This is a genomic window from Paenibacillus sp. FSL L8-0494 (genome assembly GCF_038003695.1).
Lineage (GTDB): Bacteria > Bacillota > Bacilli > Paenibacillales > Paenibacillaceae > Paenibacillus_AQ > Paenibacillus_AQ odorifer.
Genome location: NZ_JBBOPQ010000001.1, coordinates 5,977,404 through 5,995,140, shown reverse-complemented (window position 1 = coordinate 5,995,140; position 17,737 = coordinate 5,977,404). Strand labels below are relative to the sequence as shown.

Annotated in this window: 10 protein-coding genes, 16 tRNA genes and 2 rRNA genes; 27 read left to right on the top strand and 1 reads right to left on the bottom strand. The window is 47.3% G+C overall.

Translation table 11 applies throughout. From position 1 onward, the window contains the following. Positions 1–170: 170 nt before the first annotated feature. The 18 genes from NYE35_RS27020 to NYE35_RS26935 all read left to right on the top strand — a co-directional run bounded on the left by NYE35_RS27020 (position 171) and on the right by NYE35_RS26935 (position 6,470). Positions 171–1,728 (top strand): 16S ribosomal RNA (locus NYE35_RS27020). A gap of 231 nt (positions 1,729–1,959) precedes the next feature. Further along, positions 1,960–4,886 (top strand): 23S ribosomal RNA (locus NYE35_RS27015). Together the 16S and 23S rRNA genes with 16 tRNA genes alongside form the textbook arrangement of a ribosomal RNA operon. Positions 4,887–4,947: 61 nt before the next feature. Then, positions 4,948–5,023, top strand: a tRNA-Asn gene (locus tag NYE35_RS27010). Between the two features lie 3 nt (positions 5,024–5,026). Further along, positions 5,027–5,119: transfer RNA gene (locus tag NYE35_RS27005), tRNA-Ser, on the top strand. Between the two features lie 18 nt (positions 5,120–5,137). Continuing rightward, a tRNA-Glu gene (locus NYE35_RS27000) sits at positions 5,138–5,212 on the top strand. A gap of 55 nt (positions 5,213–5,267) precedes the next feature. Beyond that, a tRNA-Val gene (locus NYE35_RS26995) sits at positions 5,268–5,343 on the top strand. A gap of 16 nt (positions 5,344–5,359) precedes the next feature. Next, positions 5,360–5,436: transfer RNA gene (locus tag NYE35_RS26990), tRNA-Met, on the top strand. Between the two features lie 25 nt (positions 5,437–5,461). Further along, a tRNA-Asp gene (locus NYE35_RS26985) sits at positions 5,462–5,539 on the top strand. Between the two features lie 10 nt (positions 5,540–5,549). Beyond that, a tRNA-Phe gene (locus NYE35_RS26980) sits at positions 5,550–5,625 on the top strand. A gap of 28 nt (positions 5,626–5,653) precedes the next feature. Beyond that, positions 5,654–5,729 (top strand) — tRNA-Thr (locus NYE35_RS26975). A gap of 5 nt (positions 5,730–5,734) precedes the next feature. Continuing rightward, positions 5,735–5,820 (top strand) — tRNA-Tyr (locus tag NYE35_RS26970). A 6-nt stretch (positions 5,821–5,826) separates the two neighbouring features. Beyond that, positions 5,827–5,900, top strand: a tRNA-Trp gene (locus NYE35_RS26965). A gap of 23 nt (positions 5,901–5,923) precedes the next feature. Then, positions 5,924–5,999 (top strand) — tRNA-His (locus tag NYE35_RS26960). Between the two features lie 43 nt (positions 6,000–6,042). Next, positions 6,043–6,118: transfer RNA gene (locus NYE35_RS26955), tRNA-His, on the top strand. A 19-nt stretch (positions 6,119–6,137) separates the two neighbouring features. Further along, a tRNA-Gln gene (locus NYE35_RS26950) sits at positions 6,138–6,212 on the top strand. A 6-nt stretch (positions 6,213–6,218) separates the two neighbouring features. After that, positions 6,219–6,293, top strand: a tRNA-Gly gene (locus NYE35_RS26945). Positions 6,294–6,303: 10 nt separating this feature from the next. Next, a tRNA-Cys gene (locus tag NYE35_RS26940) sits at positions 6,304–6,377 on the top strand. 14 nt (positions 6,378–6,391) lie between these two features. Then, positions 6,392–6,470 (top strand) — tRNA-Leu (locus NYE35_RS26935). 137 nt (positions 6,471–6,607) lie between these two features. On the opposite strand, the gene NYE35_RS26930 is transcribed toward NYE35_RS26935, so the two are convergent. Beyond that, positions 6,608–7,363: an AraC family transcriptional regulator gene (locus NYE35_RS26930; RefSeq protein ID WP_076296415.1), complete on the bottom strand. Its 756-nt coding sequence runs from the start codon at positions 7,361–7,363 to the stop codon at positions 6,608–6,610. 329 nt (positions 7,364–7,692) lie between these two features. Between NYE35_RS26930 and NYE35_RS26925 the strand changes: the two genes are divergently transcribed. From NYE35_RS26925 to NYE35_RS26885, 9 genes are all read left to right on the top strand, one after another. Further along, entirely contained in the window at positions 7,693–8,832 is a 1,140-nt protein-coding gene (locus tag NYE35_RS26925) for a BMP family ABC transporter substrate-binding protein (protein WP_341122260.1), read from the top strand. Between the two features lie 117 nt (positions 8,833–8,949). Continuing rightward, positions 8,950–10,512: an ABC transporter ATP-binding protein gene (locus NYE35_RS26920; protein ID WP_036685571.1), complete on the top strand. Its 1,563-nt coding sequence runs from the start codon at positions 8,950–8,952 to the stop codon at positions 10,510–10,512. Continuing rightward, positions 10,505–11,551, top strand: a complete 1,047-nt coding sequence (locus NYE35_RS26915; RefSeq protein WP_076296416.1) for an ABC transporter permease — start codon at positions 10,505–10,507, stop codon at positions 11,549–11,551. Before NYE35_RS26920 ends, NYE35_RS26915 begins: the two co-directional genes overlap by 8 nt. Continuing rightward, positions 11,548–12,486: an ABC transporter permease gene (locus NYE35_RS26910; RefSeq protein ID WP_036685567.1), complete on the top strand. Its 939-nt coding sequence runs from the start codon at positions 11,548–11,550 to the stop codon at positions 12,484–12,486. The genes NYE35_RS26915 and NYE35_RS26910 overlap by 4 nt, the downstream gene beginning before the upstream one ends. Before the next feature lie 40 nt (positions 12,487–12,526). Then, positions 12,527–13,483, top strand: a complete 957-nt coding sequence (locus NYE35_RS26905; protein WP_076272248.1) for a nucleoside hydrolase — start codon at positions 12,527–12,529, stop codon at positions 13,481–13,483. Between the two features lie 3 nt (positions 13,484–13,486). Further along, on the top strand, positions 13,487–14,884 hold the full coding sequence (locus NYE35_RS26900; RefSeq protein WP_076272249.1) for an ADP-ribosylglycohydrolase family protein: 1,398 nt from the start codon (positions 13,487–13,489) through the stop codon (positions 14,882–14,884). Positions 14,885–15,370: 486 nt separating this feature from the next. After that, positions 15,371–16,132, top strand: coding sequence for a methionine ABC transporter ATP-binding protein (locus NYE35_RS26895; protein WP_081383877.1), 762 nt, complete (start codon positions 15,371–15,373; stop codon positions 16,130–16,132). After that, positions 16,125–16,787 carry a methionine ABC transporter permease gene (locus NYE35_RS26890; protein WP_036685560.1) on the top strand — a complete coding sequence of 221 codons (663 nt, stop codon included), beginning with the start codon at positions 16,125–16,127 and terminating at the stop codon, positions 16,785–16,787. The genes NYE35_RS26895 and NYE35_RS26890 overlap by 8 nt, the downstream gene beginning before the upstream one ends. A 42-nt stretch (positions 16,788–16,829) precedes the next feature. Then, entirely contained in the window at positions 16,830–17,660 is an 831-nt protein-coding gene (locus tag NYE35_RS26885) for a MetQ/NlpA family ABC transporter substrate-binding protein (protein WP_036685556.1), read from the top strand. Positions 17,661–17,737: the final 77 nt, after the last annotated feature.

Below are 17,737 nucleotides of genomic sequence, written 5' to 3'. Positions count from 1 at the left end.
TGTGATATATTATAAAGGTCGCTGCTGAACAACACATCGACGAAATAAACGGCTTGATCTTTGAAAACTGAACAACGAGTGAGTAGGAAATCACGTAAGTGAAATCCAAAATTAGAGAATTAATTTTCTCGTCAGATGTTTCAAAATGAGCATATCGCTCTTTTCAATACTAATTGGAGAGTTTGATCCTGGCTCAGGACGAACGCTGGCGGCGTGCCTAATACATGCAAGTCGAGCGGAGTTATTTTGAAAGCTTGCTTTCAAAATAACTTAGCGGCGGACGGGTGAGTAACACGTAGGCAACCTGCCCTTCAGACTGGGATAACTACCGGAAACGGTAGCTAATACCGGATAATTTCTTTTTTCTCCTGAGAGAAGAATGAAAGACGGAGCAATCTGTCACTGAGGGATGGGCCTGCGGCGCATTAGCTAGTTGGTGGGGTAACGGCCCACCAAGGCGACGATGCGTAGCCGACCTGAGAGGGTGAACGGCCACACTGGGACTGAGACACGGCCCAGACTCCTACGGGAGGCAGCAGTAGGGAATCTTCCGCAATGGGCGAAAGCCTGACGGAGCAACGCCGCGTGAGTGATGAAGGTTTTCGGATCGTAAAGCTCTGTTGCCAGGGAAGAACGTCCGGTAGAGTAACTGCTACCGGAGTGACGGTACCTGAGAAGAAAGCCCCGGCTAACTACGTGCCAGCAGCCGCGGTAATACGTAGGGGGCAAGCGTTGTCCGGAATTATTGGGCGTAAAGCGCGCGCAGGCGGCTATTTAAGTCTGGTGTTTAAACCTTGGGCTCAACCTGAGGTCGCACTGGAAACTGGGTGGCTTGAGTACAGAAGAGGAAAGTGGAATTCCACGTGTAGCGGTGAAATGCGTAGATATGTGGAGGAACACCAGTGGCGAAGGCGACTTTCTGGGCTGTAACTGACGCTGAGGCGCGAAAGCGTGGGGAGCAAACAGGATTAGATACCCTGGTAGTCCACGCCGTAAACGATGAGTGCTAGGTGTTAGGGGTTTCGATACCCTTGGTGCCGAAGTTAACACAGTAAGCACTCCGCCTGGGGAGTACGGTCGCAAGACTGAAACTCAAAGGAATTGACGGGGACCCGCACAAGCAGTGGAGTATGTGGTTTAATTCGAAGCAACGCGAAGAACCTTACCAGGTCTTGACATCCCTCTGAATCTGCTAGAGATAGCAGCGGCCTTCGGGACAGAGGAGACAGGTGGTGCATGGTTGTCGTCAGCTCGTGTCGTGAGATGTTGGGTTAAGTCCCGCAACGAGCGCAACCCTTAACTTTAGTTGCCAGCAGGTAATGCTGGGCACTCTAGAGTGACTGCCGGTGACAAACCGGAGGAAGGTGGGGATGACGTCAAATCATCATGCCCCTTATGACCTGGGCTACACACGTACTACAATGGCCGGTACAACGGGAAGCGAAGCCGCGAGGTGGAGCCAATCCCATCAAAGCCGGTCTCAGTTCGGATTGCAGGCTGCAACTCGCCTGCATGAAGTCGGAATTGCTAGTAATCGCGGATCAGCATGCCGCGGTGAATACGTTCCCGGGTCTTGTACACACCGCCCGTCACACCACGAGAGTTTACAACACCCGAAGTCGGTGGGGTAACCCGCAAGGGAGCCAGCCGCCGAAGGTGGGGTAGATGATTGGGGTGAAGTCGTAACAAGGTAGCCGTATCGGAAGGTGCGGCTGGATCACCTCCTTTCTATGGAGAATCGTTCTCTGCAATGAGAACATTCAAATCGGAAGTTTAACTTCCAAACTCAGGCTTAGGCCTGTTACTCACTCGTTGCTCAGTTTTGAGAGTTTAAGCTCTCAAGTAAGACTTGATCCTTGAAAACTGGATACCGAAACGAATTTGCGTTTTAGAACATCTTTTAGCAACTTGTGCAAACAAGTAAATGTTATTAGTGAGATTTTTCTTCGGAAGAATCAAGGTTAAGCTAATAAGAGCACACGGAGGATGCCTAGGCGCCAGGAGCCGACGAAGGACGTGGCGAACAACGAAACTGCCTCGGGGAGCTGTAAGCAAGCTTTGATCCGGGGGTGTCCGAATGGGGAAACCCAGCTGTGGTAATTCGCAGTTACTCATTTCTGAATACATAGGAAATGTAGAGGCAGACCAGGGGAACTGAAACATCTAAGTACCCTGAGGAAGAGAAAACAATAGTGATTCCGTAAGTAGCGGCGAGCGAACGCGGAACAGCCTAAACCTAAGAGCTTGCTCTTAGGGGTTGTGGGACGTCTCACATGGAGTTACAAAGGAATATGGTAGGTGAAGAGGTCTGGAAAGGCCCGCGATAGAGGTAAAAGCCCTGTAACCTAAACTGTATTCTCTCCGAGACGGATCCCGAGTAGTGCGGGGCACGTGAAACCCCGTATGAATCCAGCAGGACCATCTGCTAAGGCTAAATACTACCTGGCGACCGATAGTGAAACAGTACCGTGAGGGAAAGGTGAAAAGCACCCCGGAAGGGGAGTGAAATAGAACCTGAAACCGTGTGCTTACAAAAAGTCAGAGCCCGATCTATGGGTGATGGCGTGCCTTTTGTAGAATGAACCGGCGAGTTACGTTTAACATGCAAGGTTAAGCCGAGAAGGTGGAGCCGCAGCGAAAGCGAGTCTGAATAGGGCGATTTAGTATGTGGACGTAGACCCGAAACCGTGTGATCTACCCCTGTCCAGGGTGAAGGTGCGGTAACACGCACTGGAGGCCCGAACCCACGTACGTTGAAAAGTGCGGGGATGAGGTGGGGGTAGCGGAGAAATTCCAATCGAACTCGGAGATAGCTGGTTCTCCCCGAAATAGCTTTAGGGCTAGCCTCGGTATAAGAGTAGTGGAGGTAGAGCACTGATTGGGTGCGGGGTCCGCAAGGATTACCAAGCTCAGTCAAACTCCGAATGCCATATACTTATTGCCGGGAGTCAGACAGTGAGTGCTAAGATCCATTGTCAAAAGGGAAACAGCCCAGACCATCAGCTAAGGTCCCCAAGTGTGTGTTAAGTGGGAAAGGATGTGGAGTTGCACAGACAACCAGGATGTTGGCTTAGAAGCAGCCACCATTGAAAGAGTGCGTAATAGCTCACTGGTCGAGTGACTCTGCGCCGAAAATGTAACGGGGCTAAACACACCACCGAAGCTATGGCTAGATACGTATGTATCTGGGGTAGGGGAGCGTTGTGTAGGGGTTGAAGGTGTACTGAAAAGAGCGCTGGACACTACACAAGTGAGAATGCCGGTATGAGTAACGAAAAGATCAGTGAGAATCTGATCCGCCGAAAGCCCAAGGTTTCCTGAGGAAGGCTCGTCCGCTCAGGGTAAGTCGGGACCTAAGGCGAGGCCGAAAGGCGTAGTCGAAGGACAACAGTTTGAAATTACTGTACCACCGTAATCCGCTATGAGCGATGGGGTGACGCAGGAGGGTAGTGACGCGGACTGATGGATGTCCGTCTAAGCAGTGAGGCTGATGTGTAGGCAAATCCGCACATCGATAAGGCTGGGCTGTGATGGGGAGCGAAAATTATAGTAGCGAAGGTCATGATCTCACACTGCCAAGAAAAGCCTCTAGCCAGGAGAAGGTGCCCGTACCGCAAACCGACACAGGTAGGCGAGAAGAGAATTCTAAGGCGCGCGGAAGAACTCTCGTTAAGGAACTCGGCAAAATGACCCCGTAACTTCGGGAGAAGGGGTGCCCCGGTAGTGTGAATAGCACGAGGGGGCCGCAGTGAAAAGGCCCAAGCGACTGTTTAGCAAAAACACAGGTCTGTGCGAAGCCGCAAGGCGAAGTATACGGGCTGACGCCTGCCCGGTGCTGGAAGGTTAAGGGGAGTGGTTAGGGGTAACCCGAAGCTATGAACCGAAGCCCCAGTAAACGGCGGCCGTAACTATAACGGTCCTAAGGTAGCGAAATTCCTTGTCAGGTAAATTCTGACCCGCACGAATGGCGTAACGACTTGGGCGCTGTCTCAACGAGAGATCCGGTGAAATTTTAATACCTGTGAAGATGCAGGTTACCCGCGACAAGACGGAAAGACCCCATGGAGCTTTACTGCAGCTTGATATTGAATTTGGGTACGATCTGTACAGGATAGGTGGGAGCCGTAGAAATCGGAGCGCAAGCTTCGGTGGAGGCGCCGTTGGGATACCACCCTGATCGTATCTAGGTTCTAACCTAGTACCCTTATCGGGTACGGGGACCGTGTCAGGCGGGCAGTTTGACTGGGGCGGTCGCCTCCTAAAGAGTAACGGAGGCGTTCCAAGGTTCCCTCAGAATGGTTGGAAATCATTCGCAGAGTGCAAAGGCATAAGGGAGCTTGACTGCGAGACCTACAAGTCGAGCAGGGACGAAAGTCGGACTTAGTGATCCGGTGGTACCGCATGGAAGGGCCATCGCTCAACGGATAAAAGCTACCCTGGGGATAACAGGCTTATCTCCCCCAAGAGTCCACATCGACGGGGAGGTTTGGCACCTCGATGTCGGCTCATCGCATCCTGGGGCTGAAGTAGGTCCCAAGGGTTGGGCTGTTCGCCCATTAAAGCGGTACGCGAGCTGGGTTCAGAACGTCGTGAGACAGTTCGGTCCCTATCTGTCGTGGGCGCAGGAAATTTGAGAGGAGCTGTCCTTAGTACGAGAGGACCGGGATGGACGTACCGCTGGTGCACCAGTTGTTCCGCCAGGAGCATGGCTGGGTAGCTACGTACGGACGGGATAAGCGCTGAAAGCATCTAAGCGTGAAGCCCCCCTCAAGATGAGATTTCCCAATTAGTAAGACCCCTTGAAGACGACGAGGTAGATAGGTTGGAGGTGGAAGTGCAGCAATGCATGGAGCTGACCAATACTAATCGGTCGAGGGCTTATCCTATACTTAGAATGCAGATTCGTTTCGGATTCAGTTTTCAGGCGATTAAGCCTGGTATGAATATTCCCTGATAGCTCAGTTGGTAGAGCACTCGACTGTTAATCGAGTTGTCACAGGTTCGAGTCCTGTTCGGGGAGCCATATGGAGAGGTGTCCGAGTTTGGCCGAAGGAGCACGATTGGAAATCGTGTAGGCGCCACAAGCGTCTCGAGGGTTCGAATCCCTCTCTCTCCGCCACAAATTTTTAATTAGTATGGCCCGTTGGTCAAGGGGTTAAGACACCTCCCTTTCACGGAGGTAACATGGGTTCGAATCCCATACGGGTCACCAAATTTTCACTTGATTTATCCTAGTGGACTTTGGTACAATAACAATTGTTGTTTATGGAGGCTTAGCTCAGCTGGGAGAGCATCTGCCTTACAAGCAGAGGGTCGGGGGTTCGATCCCCTCAGCCTCCACCATAACATATTTTACTGGCGCGGGGTGGAGCAGCCCGGTAGCTCGTCGGGCTCATAACCCGAAGGCCGCAGGTTCAAATCCTGCCCCCGCAACCAATTAACTTAAGCAATTATATCTTTTGGAACCGTGGTGTAGTTGGCCTAACATGCCTGCCTGTCACGCAGGAGATCGCGGGTTCGAATCCCGTCGGTTCCGCCATTTTCATCATGGCTCGGTAGCTCAGTCGGTAGAGCAGAGGACTGAAAATCCTCGTGTCGGCGGTTCGATTCCGTCCCGAGCCACCATTTATCATCACAAAAGAATGAGTGCCATGCCGGTGTAGCTCAATTGGTAGAGCAACTGACTTGTAATCAGTAGGTTGGGGGTTCAAGTCCTCTCGCCGGCACCATCCTTGGAGGATTAGCGAAGTGGCCAAACGCATCAGACTGTAAATCTGCTCACGTAAGTGTTCGGTGGTTCGAATCCATCATCCTCCACCAGTTTTTAGGGGCATAGTTTAAAGGTAGAACAACGGTCTCCAAAACCGTTGGTGTGGGTTCAATTCCTGCTGCCCCTGCCAAGTTCTTTCTAAAGTTTAATATGGCGGCCGTGGCGAAGGGGTTAACGCACCGGATTGTGGTTCCGGCATTCGTGGGTTCGAGACCCATCGGCCGCCCCATTTTCTTTAAAATGAATAATGGCAACAATATCAACTTAATATGGCGACTGTGGCGAAGGGGTTAACGCACCGGATTGTGGTTCCGGCATTCGTGGGTTCGAGACCCATCAGTCGCCCCATTTTACTTTAAAATGTTATTGGGGATTAGCCAAGCGGTAAGGCAACGGACTTTGACTCCGTCACTCATAGGTTCGAATCCTATATCCCCAGCCATTTTATGCGGACGTGGCTCAGCGGTAGAGCATCGCCTTGCCAAGGCGAGGGTCGCGGGTTCGATTCCCGTCGTCCGCTCCAAAATTTACATGGCGCCATAGCCAAGTGGTAAGGCAAAGCTCTGCAAAAGCTTTATCCCCAGTTCAAATCTGGGTGGCGCCTCCATTTAGTTCATATGTGCCGGCGTGGCGGAATGGCAGACGCGCTCGACTCAAAATCGAGTGGGAAACCGTGGAGGTTCGAGTCCTCTCGCCGGTATCTTAAAAAGGTTAGTAAGAATGCTTTTATAAGCAATCTTACTAACCTTTTTTCTTTATGTTCTTAGTTTTACAGGATTAAGCCGTTGAATAGAGGAGTTTCTCTATTTCAACGGCTTTTTTTAATCTGATTAGTGATTAACCTGATTGATTATTAATGCGGAATGCTCGCGGGGTATGACCTATTTCTCGTTTAAACATATTGCAGAATTGGGCATCGTTCACAAAACCTGCAGCAGCAGATACTTCAGAGATTTGCATCTGAGTATGACGTAATAGAGATTTTGCATAATCCAGGCGTTTTAACAGCAAATACCGCAGGGGTGAAGACCCGAACCGTTCTTTAAATAGATGGCGAAAACGATCGTAGCTATATCCGGACATTTCTGATAGTGTTTCGACGGACAATTTATGGCGATAATGCTCATTCATATAATTAAGGACATATTGTACTCGGTCTTCTGTTGGGGATTGATATCCAGAGGCACTAAGAAGCCTCATAAGATGGACGGTAATCTCGCTCATTTGTAGGTTTAGAAGCTCAGAGAATCCGTCTTGCTTGCGTGTAAACTCTGCTTTCATTCGCAGCAGGATTTGAAGAACGGTCTTATCTTTATCATCTTCATATACGCCGAGCAGATTACTCATATTAGGGTGTTCCGAGTGGAAGCCTACAAATAATACATTTGCATCCTCACGGTGGTGCTCGTCATGTTTATGATTGGGTGGCACAAGCGCGAAAGAAGAGGAGCGAAAATGGTAACTTCGGGGGCCAACATTGGTTGTCCCTACCCCCTGTAAATAATAGACTAGTTCGTAGCATTCATGCTGGTGTGGAGGGATATAAGTATTTAGCTCATGTGTGGCACTTACAATATATAGAACACGATCCATGATGATCCTCCAATACTTATGTTTTAGCCGAATCGTACAAAACTATGACCGAAATCATATAATTATTTTTAATAATATTTGTTATGATCGTATCAATAAATCCGAAAGTTCGCAACCTGACTGGCCATCTCGTTCGGAAATAAAGCGGATTATTAATAATAATGGTATTTTTATTGCTATTTTTGAGCCTAAACGTTAAATTTATTACTTTTAATGATACTTTATTTGGAAAAAAGAGAATTTCCATTTGAACCGTGAATTATACAATGGGTGAAGATGGGGATTCTGCCGGATTACTAACCAACTAAAATTAGGGGTGGAATAGAGTAATGAATAAAAAAGTTCTTTCTTTGTTGTTATTAATGGTGATGGTTCTGGTCACAGCATGTGGGAATAACACGTCCAATAACGGTTCTTCTGCGAATACTGGATCAAACGCTGCTGAGGGTGGAGAAACAGGTTCAGGGGATAAACTCAAGGTTGTATTGCTGATTCCGGGGACACTTGGGGATAAATCATTTTTTGATTCCGCTAATAACGGCTTGCAAAAGGTTAAGAATGAACTAGGTGCAGTAACAAAGGTTGTTGAAATGGGCGTTGATAAAACGAAATGGGAGCCTACATTTAACGATATCGCTTCCGAGGATTGGGATGTAATTATTTCTGGCGGTTCTGAAATTACAGAGATGTTTAATGCAACGGCAGAATTGTATCCAGACAAAAAATTCATTAATTATGATACCGACATCGATGAAGCACCAGATAACATGTACAACATGTCTTATGCGACAAATGAAGTATCTTTCTTGGCAGGTGCCGTAGCAGCATTAGCTACACAATCGGATATGCCGAATGCTACCCCTGAGAATGTGATTGGGTTTGTGGGCGGTATGGATATTCCGGGGATTAATGCTTTCTTGGTCGGCTACATTCAAGGTGCTCAGTACGTTGATCCTGATGTAAAAGTGGCTGTGTCGTACGCTGGTGATTTTGTTAACCCGGCAAAAGGTAAGGAGCTGTCTCTAATTCAATATAACTCCGGTGTGGATGTTATTTTTAACGTGGCTGGGGGTACAGGTCTTGGGATCTTTGACGCAGCTAAAGAGAAGAAAAAATATGCAATCGGTGTAGACTCCGATCAGGCAATGTTGATTAACGATACGGATAGTGAAAAAGCAAATCTAATCGTTACTTCATCTATTAAAAAGATTGATACGGCTATTCTAGGTGCAGTGAAGAGATTGCAAGAGGGTACGCTAGAAATGGGCAAACGTGATGTGTTGAGCTTTGTAGATGATGGTGTAGGTATTGCTGAGAATGATATTTATAAAAATGTATTCCCGGCTGATCTTCAGGCCAAGGCTGAAGAAGTGAAGCAAAAGCTGATCAATAAAGAAATTAAAGTGGATAATGCGATGGGGATGGAAACCGCAGAGGTAGAAGCTATTCGTAACGCAGTTAAGCCTTAAGCTTTAAATCTTAAGATCAGCTCTATAGAGTTAAAACTACAGTTGGAGATTCTTCTAGTCAGGGGAATTCCAGCTGTATATTTTTGCAGACCTCCAAGTTGAAAGGCGTTGAGACCTATGTACAAAGCTCTGCTGGAAATGCGGGGAATTACCAAGGTATATCCCAATGGCGTCGTTGCAAATAAAGACGTGCATTTTTCTTTACGTGAGGGAGAAATACATGCGATTGCAGGTGAGAACGGTGCTGGTAAATCGACTTTAATGAAGATTATGTTCGGCATGGAAGAGCCAAGTGAAGGCGAGATCTATATCAAGGGTGAAAAAGTAAAGCTGCAATCCGCTCAGGACGCCATTGATAGAGGCATCGGCATGGTCCATCAGCATTTCATGTTGGTACCTTCTTTTACGGTGGCAGAGAATATGGTGCTGGGTATGGAGCCGCGCAGAGGAGTTGGCATTAATTATGCCGAGGCTGTGCGCATGACGGAAGAGACCGCAAGGAAATACAATCTGGCCGTGGATCCTAAAGCAAAAGTAGAGGATCTTACAGTTGGGATGAAGCAAAAGGTTGAGATTCTTAAGGCGCTGCTGCGTGGTGCGAAAATTCTGGTGCTTGATGAGCCGACTGCGGTGTTGACTCCACAGGAAACAGAGGAATTGTTCCGCGAGCTTAAGCAATTAAGGGAACAGGGTCATACGATAGTTTTTATTTCGCACAAATTAAAGGAAGTCAAAGCGATTTGCGACAGAATTACGATTATGCGCAGCGGCCGTAGTGAAGGTGTTTTTCAAACACAGGATGTGACAGAACAGGAAATCTCGCGACTAATGGTCGGCAGAGACGTCGTGCTGAAATATGACAAAGAGATTCTGGCTGTTAGTGAGCCAGTACTAACGGTGCAGGGACTCAGTGTGAATGATGCAGATGGCAAAGCATTATTGTCGGATATCAATTTTGCGGTACGTGGTGGGCAGATCGTTGGGATTGCTGGTGTAGAAGGCAACGGGCAGACACAGCTCATTGAAGCTCTTACAGGTAGCTTGAGAGGTGTCTCAAGTCAGGGCTCTGTACTAGTGAAGGGAAAGGATATCCGTGAATCGGATATTTTGGATATTCGTAAGCTAGGCGTTTCCTATATACCGGAGGATCGGATGCGGCAAGGGATCGCTAGTGAGGCAAGCATAGCTGATAATCTGCTATCTACTCAGTATCGTACAAAAGCAATGAATAAAGGTCTTTTTTTGAATGGCTCACGAATTGCCAAGCTAGCAGTATCCCTTGTAGAGGAATTTAAAGTCCGCTGTTCAGGACCTTCTCAGCCCATAGGAATGTTGTCAGGTGGTAACATGCAGAAGGTAGTCGTAGCTAGAGAGTGTTCGACTGAACCGCAGCTGCTTATTGCAGAACAGCCGACACGGGGTGTGGATATAGGCGCAGCCCAGTTCATACATCAAAAGTTGTTGGAATTACGTTCAGACGATTGCGCGATTTTGCTAGTGTCGGCAGATTTGAATGAGATCTTGGAGATCAGCGATAGTCTGTTAGTAATGTACGAGGGTAAGATTGTTGCCTTTTTCGAGGAGCCATCTAAGGTTAGTGAGGAAGAATTAGGTCTTTATATGCTGGGGATTCATCGACAGGACGAGGAGCACATCGGGAGGGCCGTAAATCATGTTTAAAGTTAAATATTTTGAGTACATTCGGACATCGGCGGTAATCGTTATTGCACTCGCTATTGCCTTTCTGATCATCTCTTTGGTCAGTAATCAGCCTGTGAAGACGATTGGTATATTCCTATTAGAGCCGTTATCCAGTAAAGGTCATATTGGTAATGTGATTGAGATGGCGATTCCGCTCATGTTCACTGGGTTGGCAGTATCCTTGTTGTTTCGAGCCAATATGTTCAACCTGGGAGCTGAAGGGATTTTCTATTTCTCCGGTGTTGTAACTTCCGTATTGGCTATTCATTTAACGTTGGACGGCTGGCTGCATCCGATGGTAGCTATTGCTGCAGGTTCAATTGTAGGAGCGTTGCTCTCGGCAATACCTGGTATTCTGAAGGCAAAATGGAATGCTAATGAGTTGGTTACATCCTTAATGTTCAATAATATTTTGTTCGGAGTAGGGCTATTCCTACTGAACTATCATCTACGTGATGCTAAAGCTTTTGCCAATGTATCCTACAAATTCGAGAAAACGGCACTGCTGAGTAAAATGGTCTCCGGCACCCGTATTCATACCGGTCTTATTATCGTTATCGTGCTTATTATTGCAGCTCATCTATTCCTATACAAAACGAAATGGGGATATGAGCTGCGCATGACAGGCATCAACCTGGACTTTGCCCGTTATTCCGGTATGAAGACAGCCAAGGTTATTATTCTCGTTCACTTGATTGCAGGTTTTATCGCAGGTATGGGGGGTTCCGTAGAAGTGCTGGGGATGTATAACCGTTTCCAATGGACGTCACTGCCTGGTTATGGTTTGGATGGTGCCCTTGTAGCGATGTTAGCCAAAAATAATCCGCTGTCCGTAATCGGCTCTGCATTGTTCCTAGCGTACATTCGAATTGGGGCTGACATGATGGCGCGTCTGTCTGATGTACCTTCAGAGATGATCTCAATTATACAGGCAATTATCATTCTTCTGATTTCGGCTGAGCAATTTCTGAAGTTCTGGAAAAATCGGATGCTCTTGAAGGAGGCGAAGGAAGCGTGAACAGTTTGTTTGATGTAATTTTTACAACTGACTTTGCGTTCTCTGTCCTTCGCGTGACGACCCCGATTCTGTTCGCCGCGCTCGGCGCACTCATCTCCAACCGTGCAGGGATCATTAACATTGGGATGGAGGGTATCATGCTTGTTGCCGCTTTAGCGGGTGTCATCATAAGCAGCTATACGCATAGCGCGTGGGTAGGTCTGCTTGGGGCGGTGCTGTCTGGAACATTGATCGCTGGAATATTAGCTTTTTTCACCCTGAAATTCAAAACACATATCATTCTCGGGGGTGTGGCCATTAATATGTTCGCTTCGGGAGGAACTGTGTTTATCCTCTATCTGCTTAGTGGCGACAAGGGTTCTTCCACTTCTCTGGCGAGTAAAGTTTTGCCTAGTGTCCAGATTCCTTTGTTGAAGGATATCCCGGTGCTTGGACCTATTTTATCGGGGCATCACATTCTGACGTATGTTTCTATATTGGCTGTGTTTGTTGTCTACTATCTATTAAATCGTACACCGCTTGGACTGCGCATTCGTTCAGTGGGCGAAAATCCACATGCGGCTCAATCCGTGGGTGTAAGTGTTGTGAAAATACAGTATATGGCTTTGCTGCTTAGCGGATTTTTTGCCGGTTTAGGCGGTGCTTATATGTCGATGGGGTATTTGTCACTGTTTACCCGCGATATGATCGCTGGCCGGGGCTGGATTGCCATTGCCGCTGAGTCGATGGGAAGAAGTACGACCGTAGGCACGGCGTTGACCTCTTTATTATTTGGTACTGCAGATGCATTGTCGAATGCGCTACAGGTGTTGAAGATTCCTGCGGAGCTAATCGCTACTCTTCCTTATGTAGCCACAGTAATTGGACTTGTGATCTACGCAGTATCTGAGACACGAAAAAAGAATAAAAAACTTAAAAGCCCGCTAGTTAAATAGCGATTGAAATGATTGATACACAGACAAGGAGTGAGTAACTATGCCAACACCTATTATTATTGACTGCGATCCAGGGCATGATGACGCAATAGCGATACTGCTTGCCATAGCAAATTCGGAGAAGTTAGATCTGCGCGGAATTACAACGGTTGGTGGAAACCAAATTTTAGATAAAATCACGGAAAACGCCCTGAAGGTGATCAGCTTCGTGAATGCTGACATTCCTGTAGCTAAAGGGGCTGCTGGCCCACTGTTCGGCAAGCTTGTTACAGGTGAGGAAGCGCATGGTGAATCGGGCATGGATGGGCCGCTTTTGCCCCCAAGTAAATTCCGCCCTGTAGAGCAGGGTGCTGTGGAGTTTATGCTGAATATCATCCGTTCTTCAGAGGAGAAGATTACGCTCGTGCCGATGGCTCCTTTAACAAATATCGCACTGCTAATCACGGCTTATCCAGAGATTAAAGACAGAATTGAAAAAATCTCACTAATGGGCGGAGGTATCTCTTATGGGAATGTCACCTCTACTGCGGAGTTTAATATCTATGTAGATCCTGAAGCAGCCCGTATTGTGTTTGAGTCGGGGATTCCGATCATAATGAGTGGTCTGGATGTGACCGATAAGGCTGCTATTTTTGAAGATGAGATCCTAGCATTGAAAGAGCGGGGACCAGTGTCTACAATGGTCGGAGAATTGCTGGATTTCTATTCGATTTACGGTAAAAAAATGGGCTATGTCGGCAGTGCGCTGCATGATCCATGTGCTGTTGCCTGGCTGCTGCATCCGGAACTATTTGAATTTGAGCATCTATATGTAACGGTGGAGACAGAAGGCAAGCTGACGCGGGGAATGACAGTTGCAGACAGACGGAAGAAGACGGATCGTCCAGCGAATGTGCAAGTATTGGTGGGAGTTGACCGGGAAGCATTTATGAAGCTGATCTTTGATTCACTGGAAAAGCTTGATCAAGAGCTGCTGCTAGCGGCTGAAGGGAAGTAGCCTATGGCAGGATGGGAGAGACTTCAAGAGACCGTGCAGTTTGAAATTGCTCAGCGTGGAGAAGAAGGTTGCGAGATTGATGGGTTCGCGGATAAGCTAGCGGCTGCTGGTGCCGATGAGCTCAAGCTGATGCAGGTATACAATGAGCTAATGGAGCTTACGATCAGTGAGGATTTTCCGTATCAAGAGCCATCCTCTCTGGAGGAGATTCGTCAACTACGTCCAGAAGGCCCACGTAAGCTTGAGGCGGACTGGAGCGAAGCGGAATGGAGAGATAAGTTCTATGGAGCCTGGCTCGGTAGAAGTGTCGGCTGCGCACTCGGGAAACCGCTGGAGTATTGGGACTATCTCTATGGGAAAGATGGCCGTCCGGGCTGGGAGAATATTGAGCTATGGTTTCAGGGTGCGGACGCCTGGCCAATTACTGGCTATACGCCTGGGCATTCACGGGCAGAGGCTGAATATGGTCTTGGCTTAAGCGAATGGACACATGCCAGTACCCGCGAGACGATCAAGTATATGGAAAGCGATGACGATATTCGTTACACTGTCCTGGGTCTTATGCTGCTGGAACAGAAAGGTCTGAACTGGGATTCTTGGGATATCGGAAAGCTGTGGCATACACATTTAACATATAGTCAGGTGTGCACGGCGGAGACACAGTCATATATGAATTTTGCGCAGGAGACCTCTCATCTGCATGGCGAGAAGCCTGCGGATTGGCTGGTGCGGCAGGAAAGAGTGCGGATGCACTTAAACCCTTACCGCGAGTGGATTGGTGCCGCTATACGCGCAGATGGACTGGCTTATGGTGCAGCAGGTTATCCTGAGCTTGCGGCAGAATTAGGCTGGCGTGATGCTTCATTTTCACATGTGAAAAATGGCATCTACGGTGAGATGTTTAATGCGGCGATGATATCGGCAGCTTTTGCAGAGAAGGATAATGAACGGATCCTAGAGATTGGCCTTAGCGAGATTCCGCGTACCAGTCGTCTTGCCAGTGATGTTTTGCGGGGGATAGATATTGCGCAGAAGGCCAAAAGCGAGCGGGACTTGGTTCGTAACATTTGGGATACTTTTAGCCACTATGATGCGGTCCATACAAATAATAATGCTGCTCTTGTAGCCGCGTCGCTTGTTTATGGCGGGAATGATTTTGAAAAAACAGTCGTCACTTCCGTATACGGTGGAATGGATACAGACTGTAACGGGGCAACTGTGGGCTCAATTATGGGAGCGAAGCTTGGAGCAAGTAAGTTGCCGGCTTCGTGGATTGAACCGCTTCACGATACGTTATATGCGGATCTGCCCGGATTTCATCCGATAGCGATTTCGGAATGTGCGGAACGCAGCTACCAAGTGTTCTTGAAGATTCGCGGAGAGCTTGGCGAAAAGGGATAAAAGATTTAGCGAGTATGGGACTCGATAGATCAGGGATTCAGGGATTACTATATGAATTATGGGATGTCTTAAGCTACCGGCTTAGACATCCTTTTTTGCGTAACAGCAGGTCTTTAAATCACACTCCAACGAACCAAATGTAGCTTTAACTGCATTTCATACACTTAAAAAAACTAAATATGGCTATATTAACAGTGGAGCGTTTTGTGGTGGGGCAATAGGAGAATCATGATTTCAAGAGGGAAAGATTACCTTTGCTAACCCTTTTTATTTTGTTAATAAATGTGTAAAAAGAGCCCGGTATAAAGGGTTTTTAGGTTTTTATCAAACTTCCTGGTATATCATTTAAATAAAAATGATGACACAGCAGAAGAAATGTCTTATTATTTAAGGAGATTTTTAATAAAACAGATTTTAGAAAATTGTAATACAATGTCTCACTTCATGGAGGTTCATTATATAAGGGAAAGGAAGGGGGAGCTTCTAATACTGTCGCTGAGTCGGGTAAGTAAAGGGTTCAAGCTGAAGGAAGGCATCTATCAGGCTGTGGATGAGGTATCGCTGGAGGTAAAGCAGGGATCCATTCACGGGATCATTGGTGAGAGTGGTGCGGGGAAATCTACGCTGCTGCGACTGATGAATCTTCTGGAACAGCCGGATCAGGGAACGGTTACTGTAGATGGCCACAACCTGACCGAAATGCCTAGTAAAGCACTGCGTAAAGCAAGGCAAAAGATTGGAATGATCTTTCAACAATTTAATCTTGTTTATAACGTCACAGTAGAGCGGAATGTTTCGATCCCGCTGGAGCTGGCAGATGTCCCAAAGCATGAACGAATGAAACGTGTGAAGGAGTGTCTGGATTTTGTTGGACTGGCAGATAAGGCAAAACAATATCCTGCACAGCTCAGCGGAGGACAACGTCAGCGTGTTGCGATTGCCCGCGCGCTAGCGAACAGTCCGGGAATATTGCTATGTGACGAGCCAACGTCCTCTCTGGACCCAGGAACCACTACAGATATCTTGAACGTGCTGAAGCATGTGAATTCAAGTCTTGGAGTAACGGTTGTCATTGTTACGCATGAGATGGATGTTGTCAAAAGCATATGTACTCATGTATCGGTGATGGAAAAAGGGCGCATTGTAGATTCATTCTCTCGTGAAGACGGTGAATTCCGTCCAGCAGCAGCCAGCACCGGGACATACCGCGATCAGATTCTTGGTAAAGCGGGGGAAGGTCATGTTTGACAGTGTACTTCAATATCAGGCACAGATGTGGGATTCGATCGGTGAAACCTTTGTGATGGTTGGTATTTCTGTTGGGGCGGCAGTACTGCTGGGGCTTCCGCTGGGCACCTTGTTGTTTTTTTTCCGAAAAGGGCAGCTTTATGAGAATACAACGTTGTCTCTGGTGCTCAACAGTATCGTTAATATTATCCGCTCGTTTCCGTTCCTGCTGCTGGTCGTTGCGCTAATTCCAGTCACTCGTTTCCTGGTCGGGACCGCCATTGGGACGATTGCAGCAGCGGTTCCATTATCTATAATCGCTATTGCCTATTATGCTCGGTTAGTGGAGCAGTCGTTGCTGGAGGTTCCTAAAGGGGTCATTGAAGCAGCATTATCGATGGGAGCCTCGAAGCTGGGCTTGATCTTTAAATTTTTGTACGTGGAAGCTCGTTCGGGTCTAGTCCTTGGACTTACTACTTCTACAATTAGTTTTATCTCCTTCTCGACCGTGATGGGAGTTGTTGGTGGGGGAGGGGTTGGTGATTTCGCTATCCGTTATGGTTATCAGCGTTTTGAGACGGAAGTGATGATCTATGCCATTCTAGTGATGATTGTATTGGTCCAATTGGTTCAGTTCACTGGGGGGACTATCGCAAGGCTGTTGGATAAGCGTTAATACAAAATAGTTCAATATATAAACTGGGGGTTAGTAGTACTAATGAAAAAATCAATGATACTTGTGCTTACATTAATGGTATTGGTCGTAGCGGGTTGTGGCTCTAATAAAGCAGCCGAGAATAATGCTGCAAAAGGTAGTAATGATGAGTTAACCAAATTAAAGATCGCTACACTGATCCCACCTATGACAGAAATTCTGGATATTGTGAAGCCGCTCCTTAAGGAAGATGGCATTGATCTGGAGATCGTTGTTCTCTCTGACAATGTGCAGCCTAATGAGGCTTTAGCTAATAAAGAGGTAGACGCTAACTTTTTCCAACACGTTCCTTATATGAAGCAATATAATGAAAGCAAAGGCTCTAATCTGGTAGAGGTACAGCCTGTCTATGACGCTATTTATGGCGGATACTCCAAACGTTACAAGACTATAGCTGATCTTCCTGAAGGGGCTACGCTTGTAATGGCTAATGATCCATCTAACATCGGTCGTTCATTGCAAATGTTCGCTGCAGCTGATCTTATTAAGCTAAAAGAAGGCGTAGGCATTCAAGCCACACAAGCAGACATTACTGAGAATCCAAAAAAATTCAAGTTTGAAGAAGTCGATCTCCTAATGCTGGCCCGTATGCTTGATGATGGCGATTTAGTAGCCATGACTCCGGCTTATGCGAGCCCACTAGGATTGACACCGAAGAAAGATGCGCTGATTACGGAAGGCGAAGATTCCGAATTCACAATTACTTTGGTGGCACGTGAAGACAACAAGGATTCTGACGCCATTCAAAAGCTGGCTAAACGGATCAGCGGTCCTGAAGTGAAGAAGTTCCTTGAGGATAATTACGCGGATATTGCGTTGCCTGCGTTTAAATAAGCTGAATATGGATCTATAAAAAAAGGGCAGCCCGGCGATATTTACCGGGCTGCCCTTTTTGTAATAGGACTATTTAG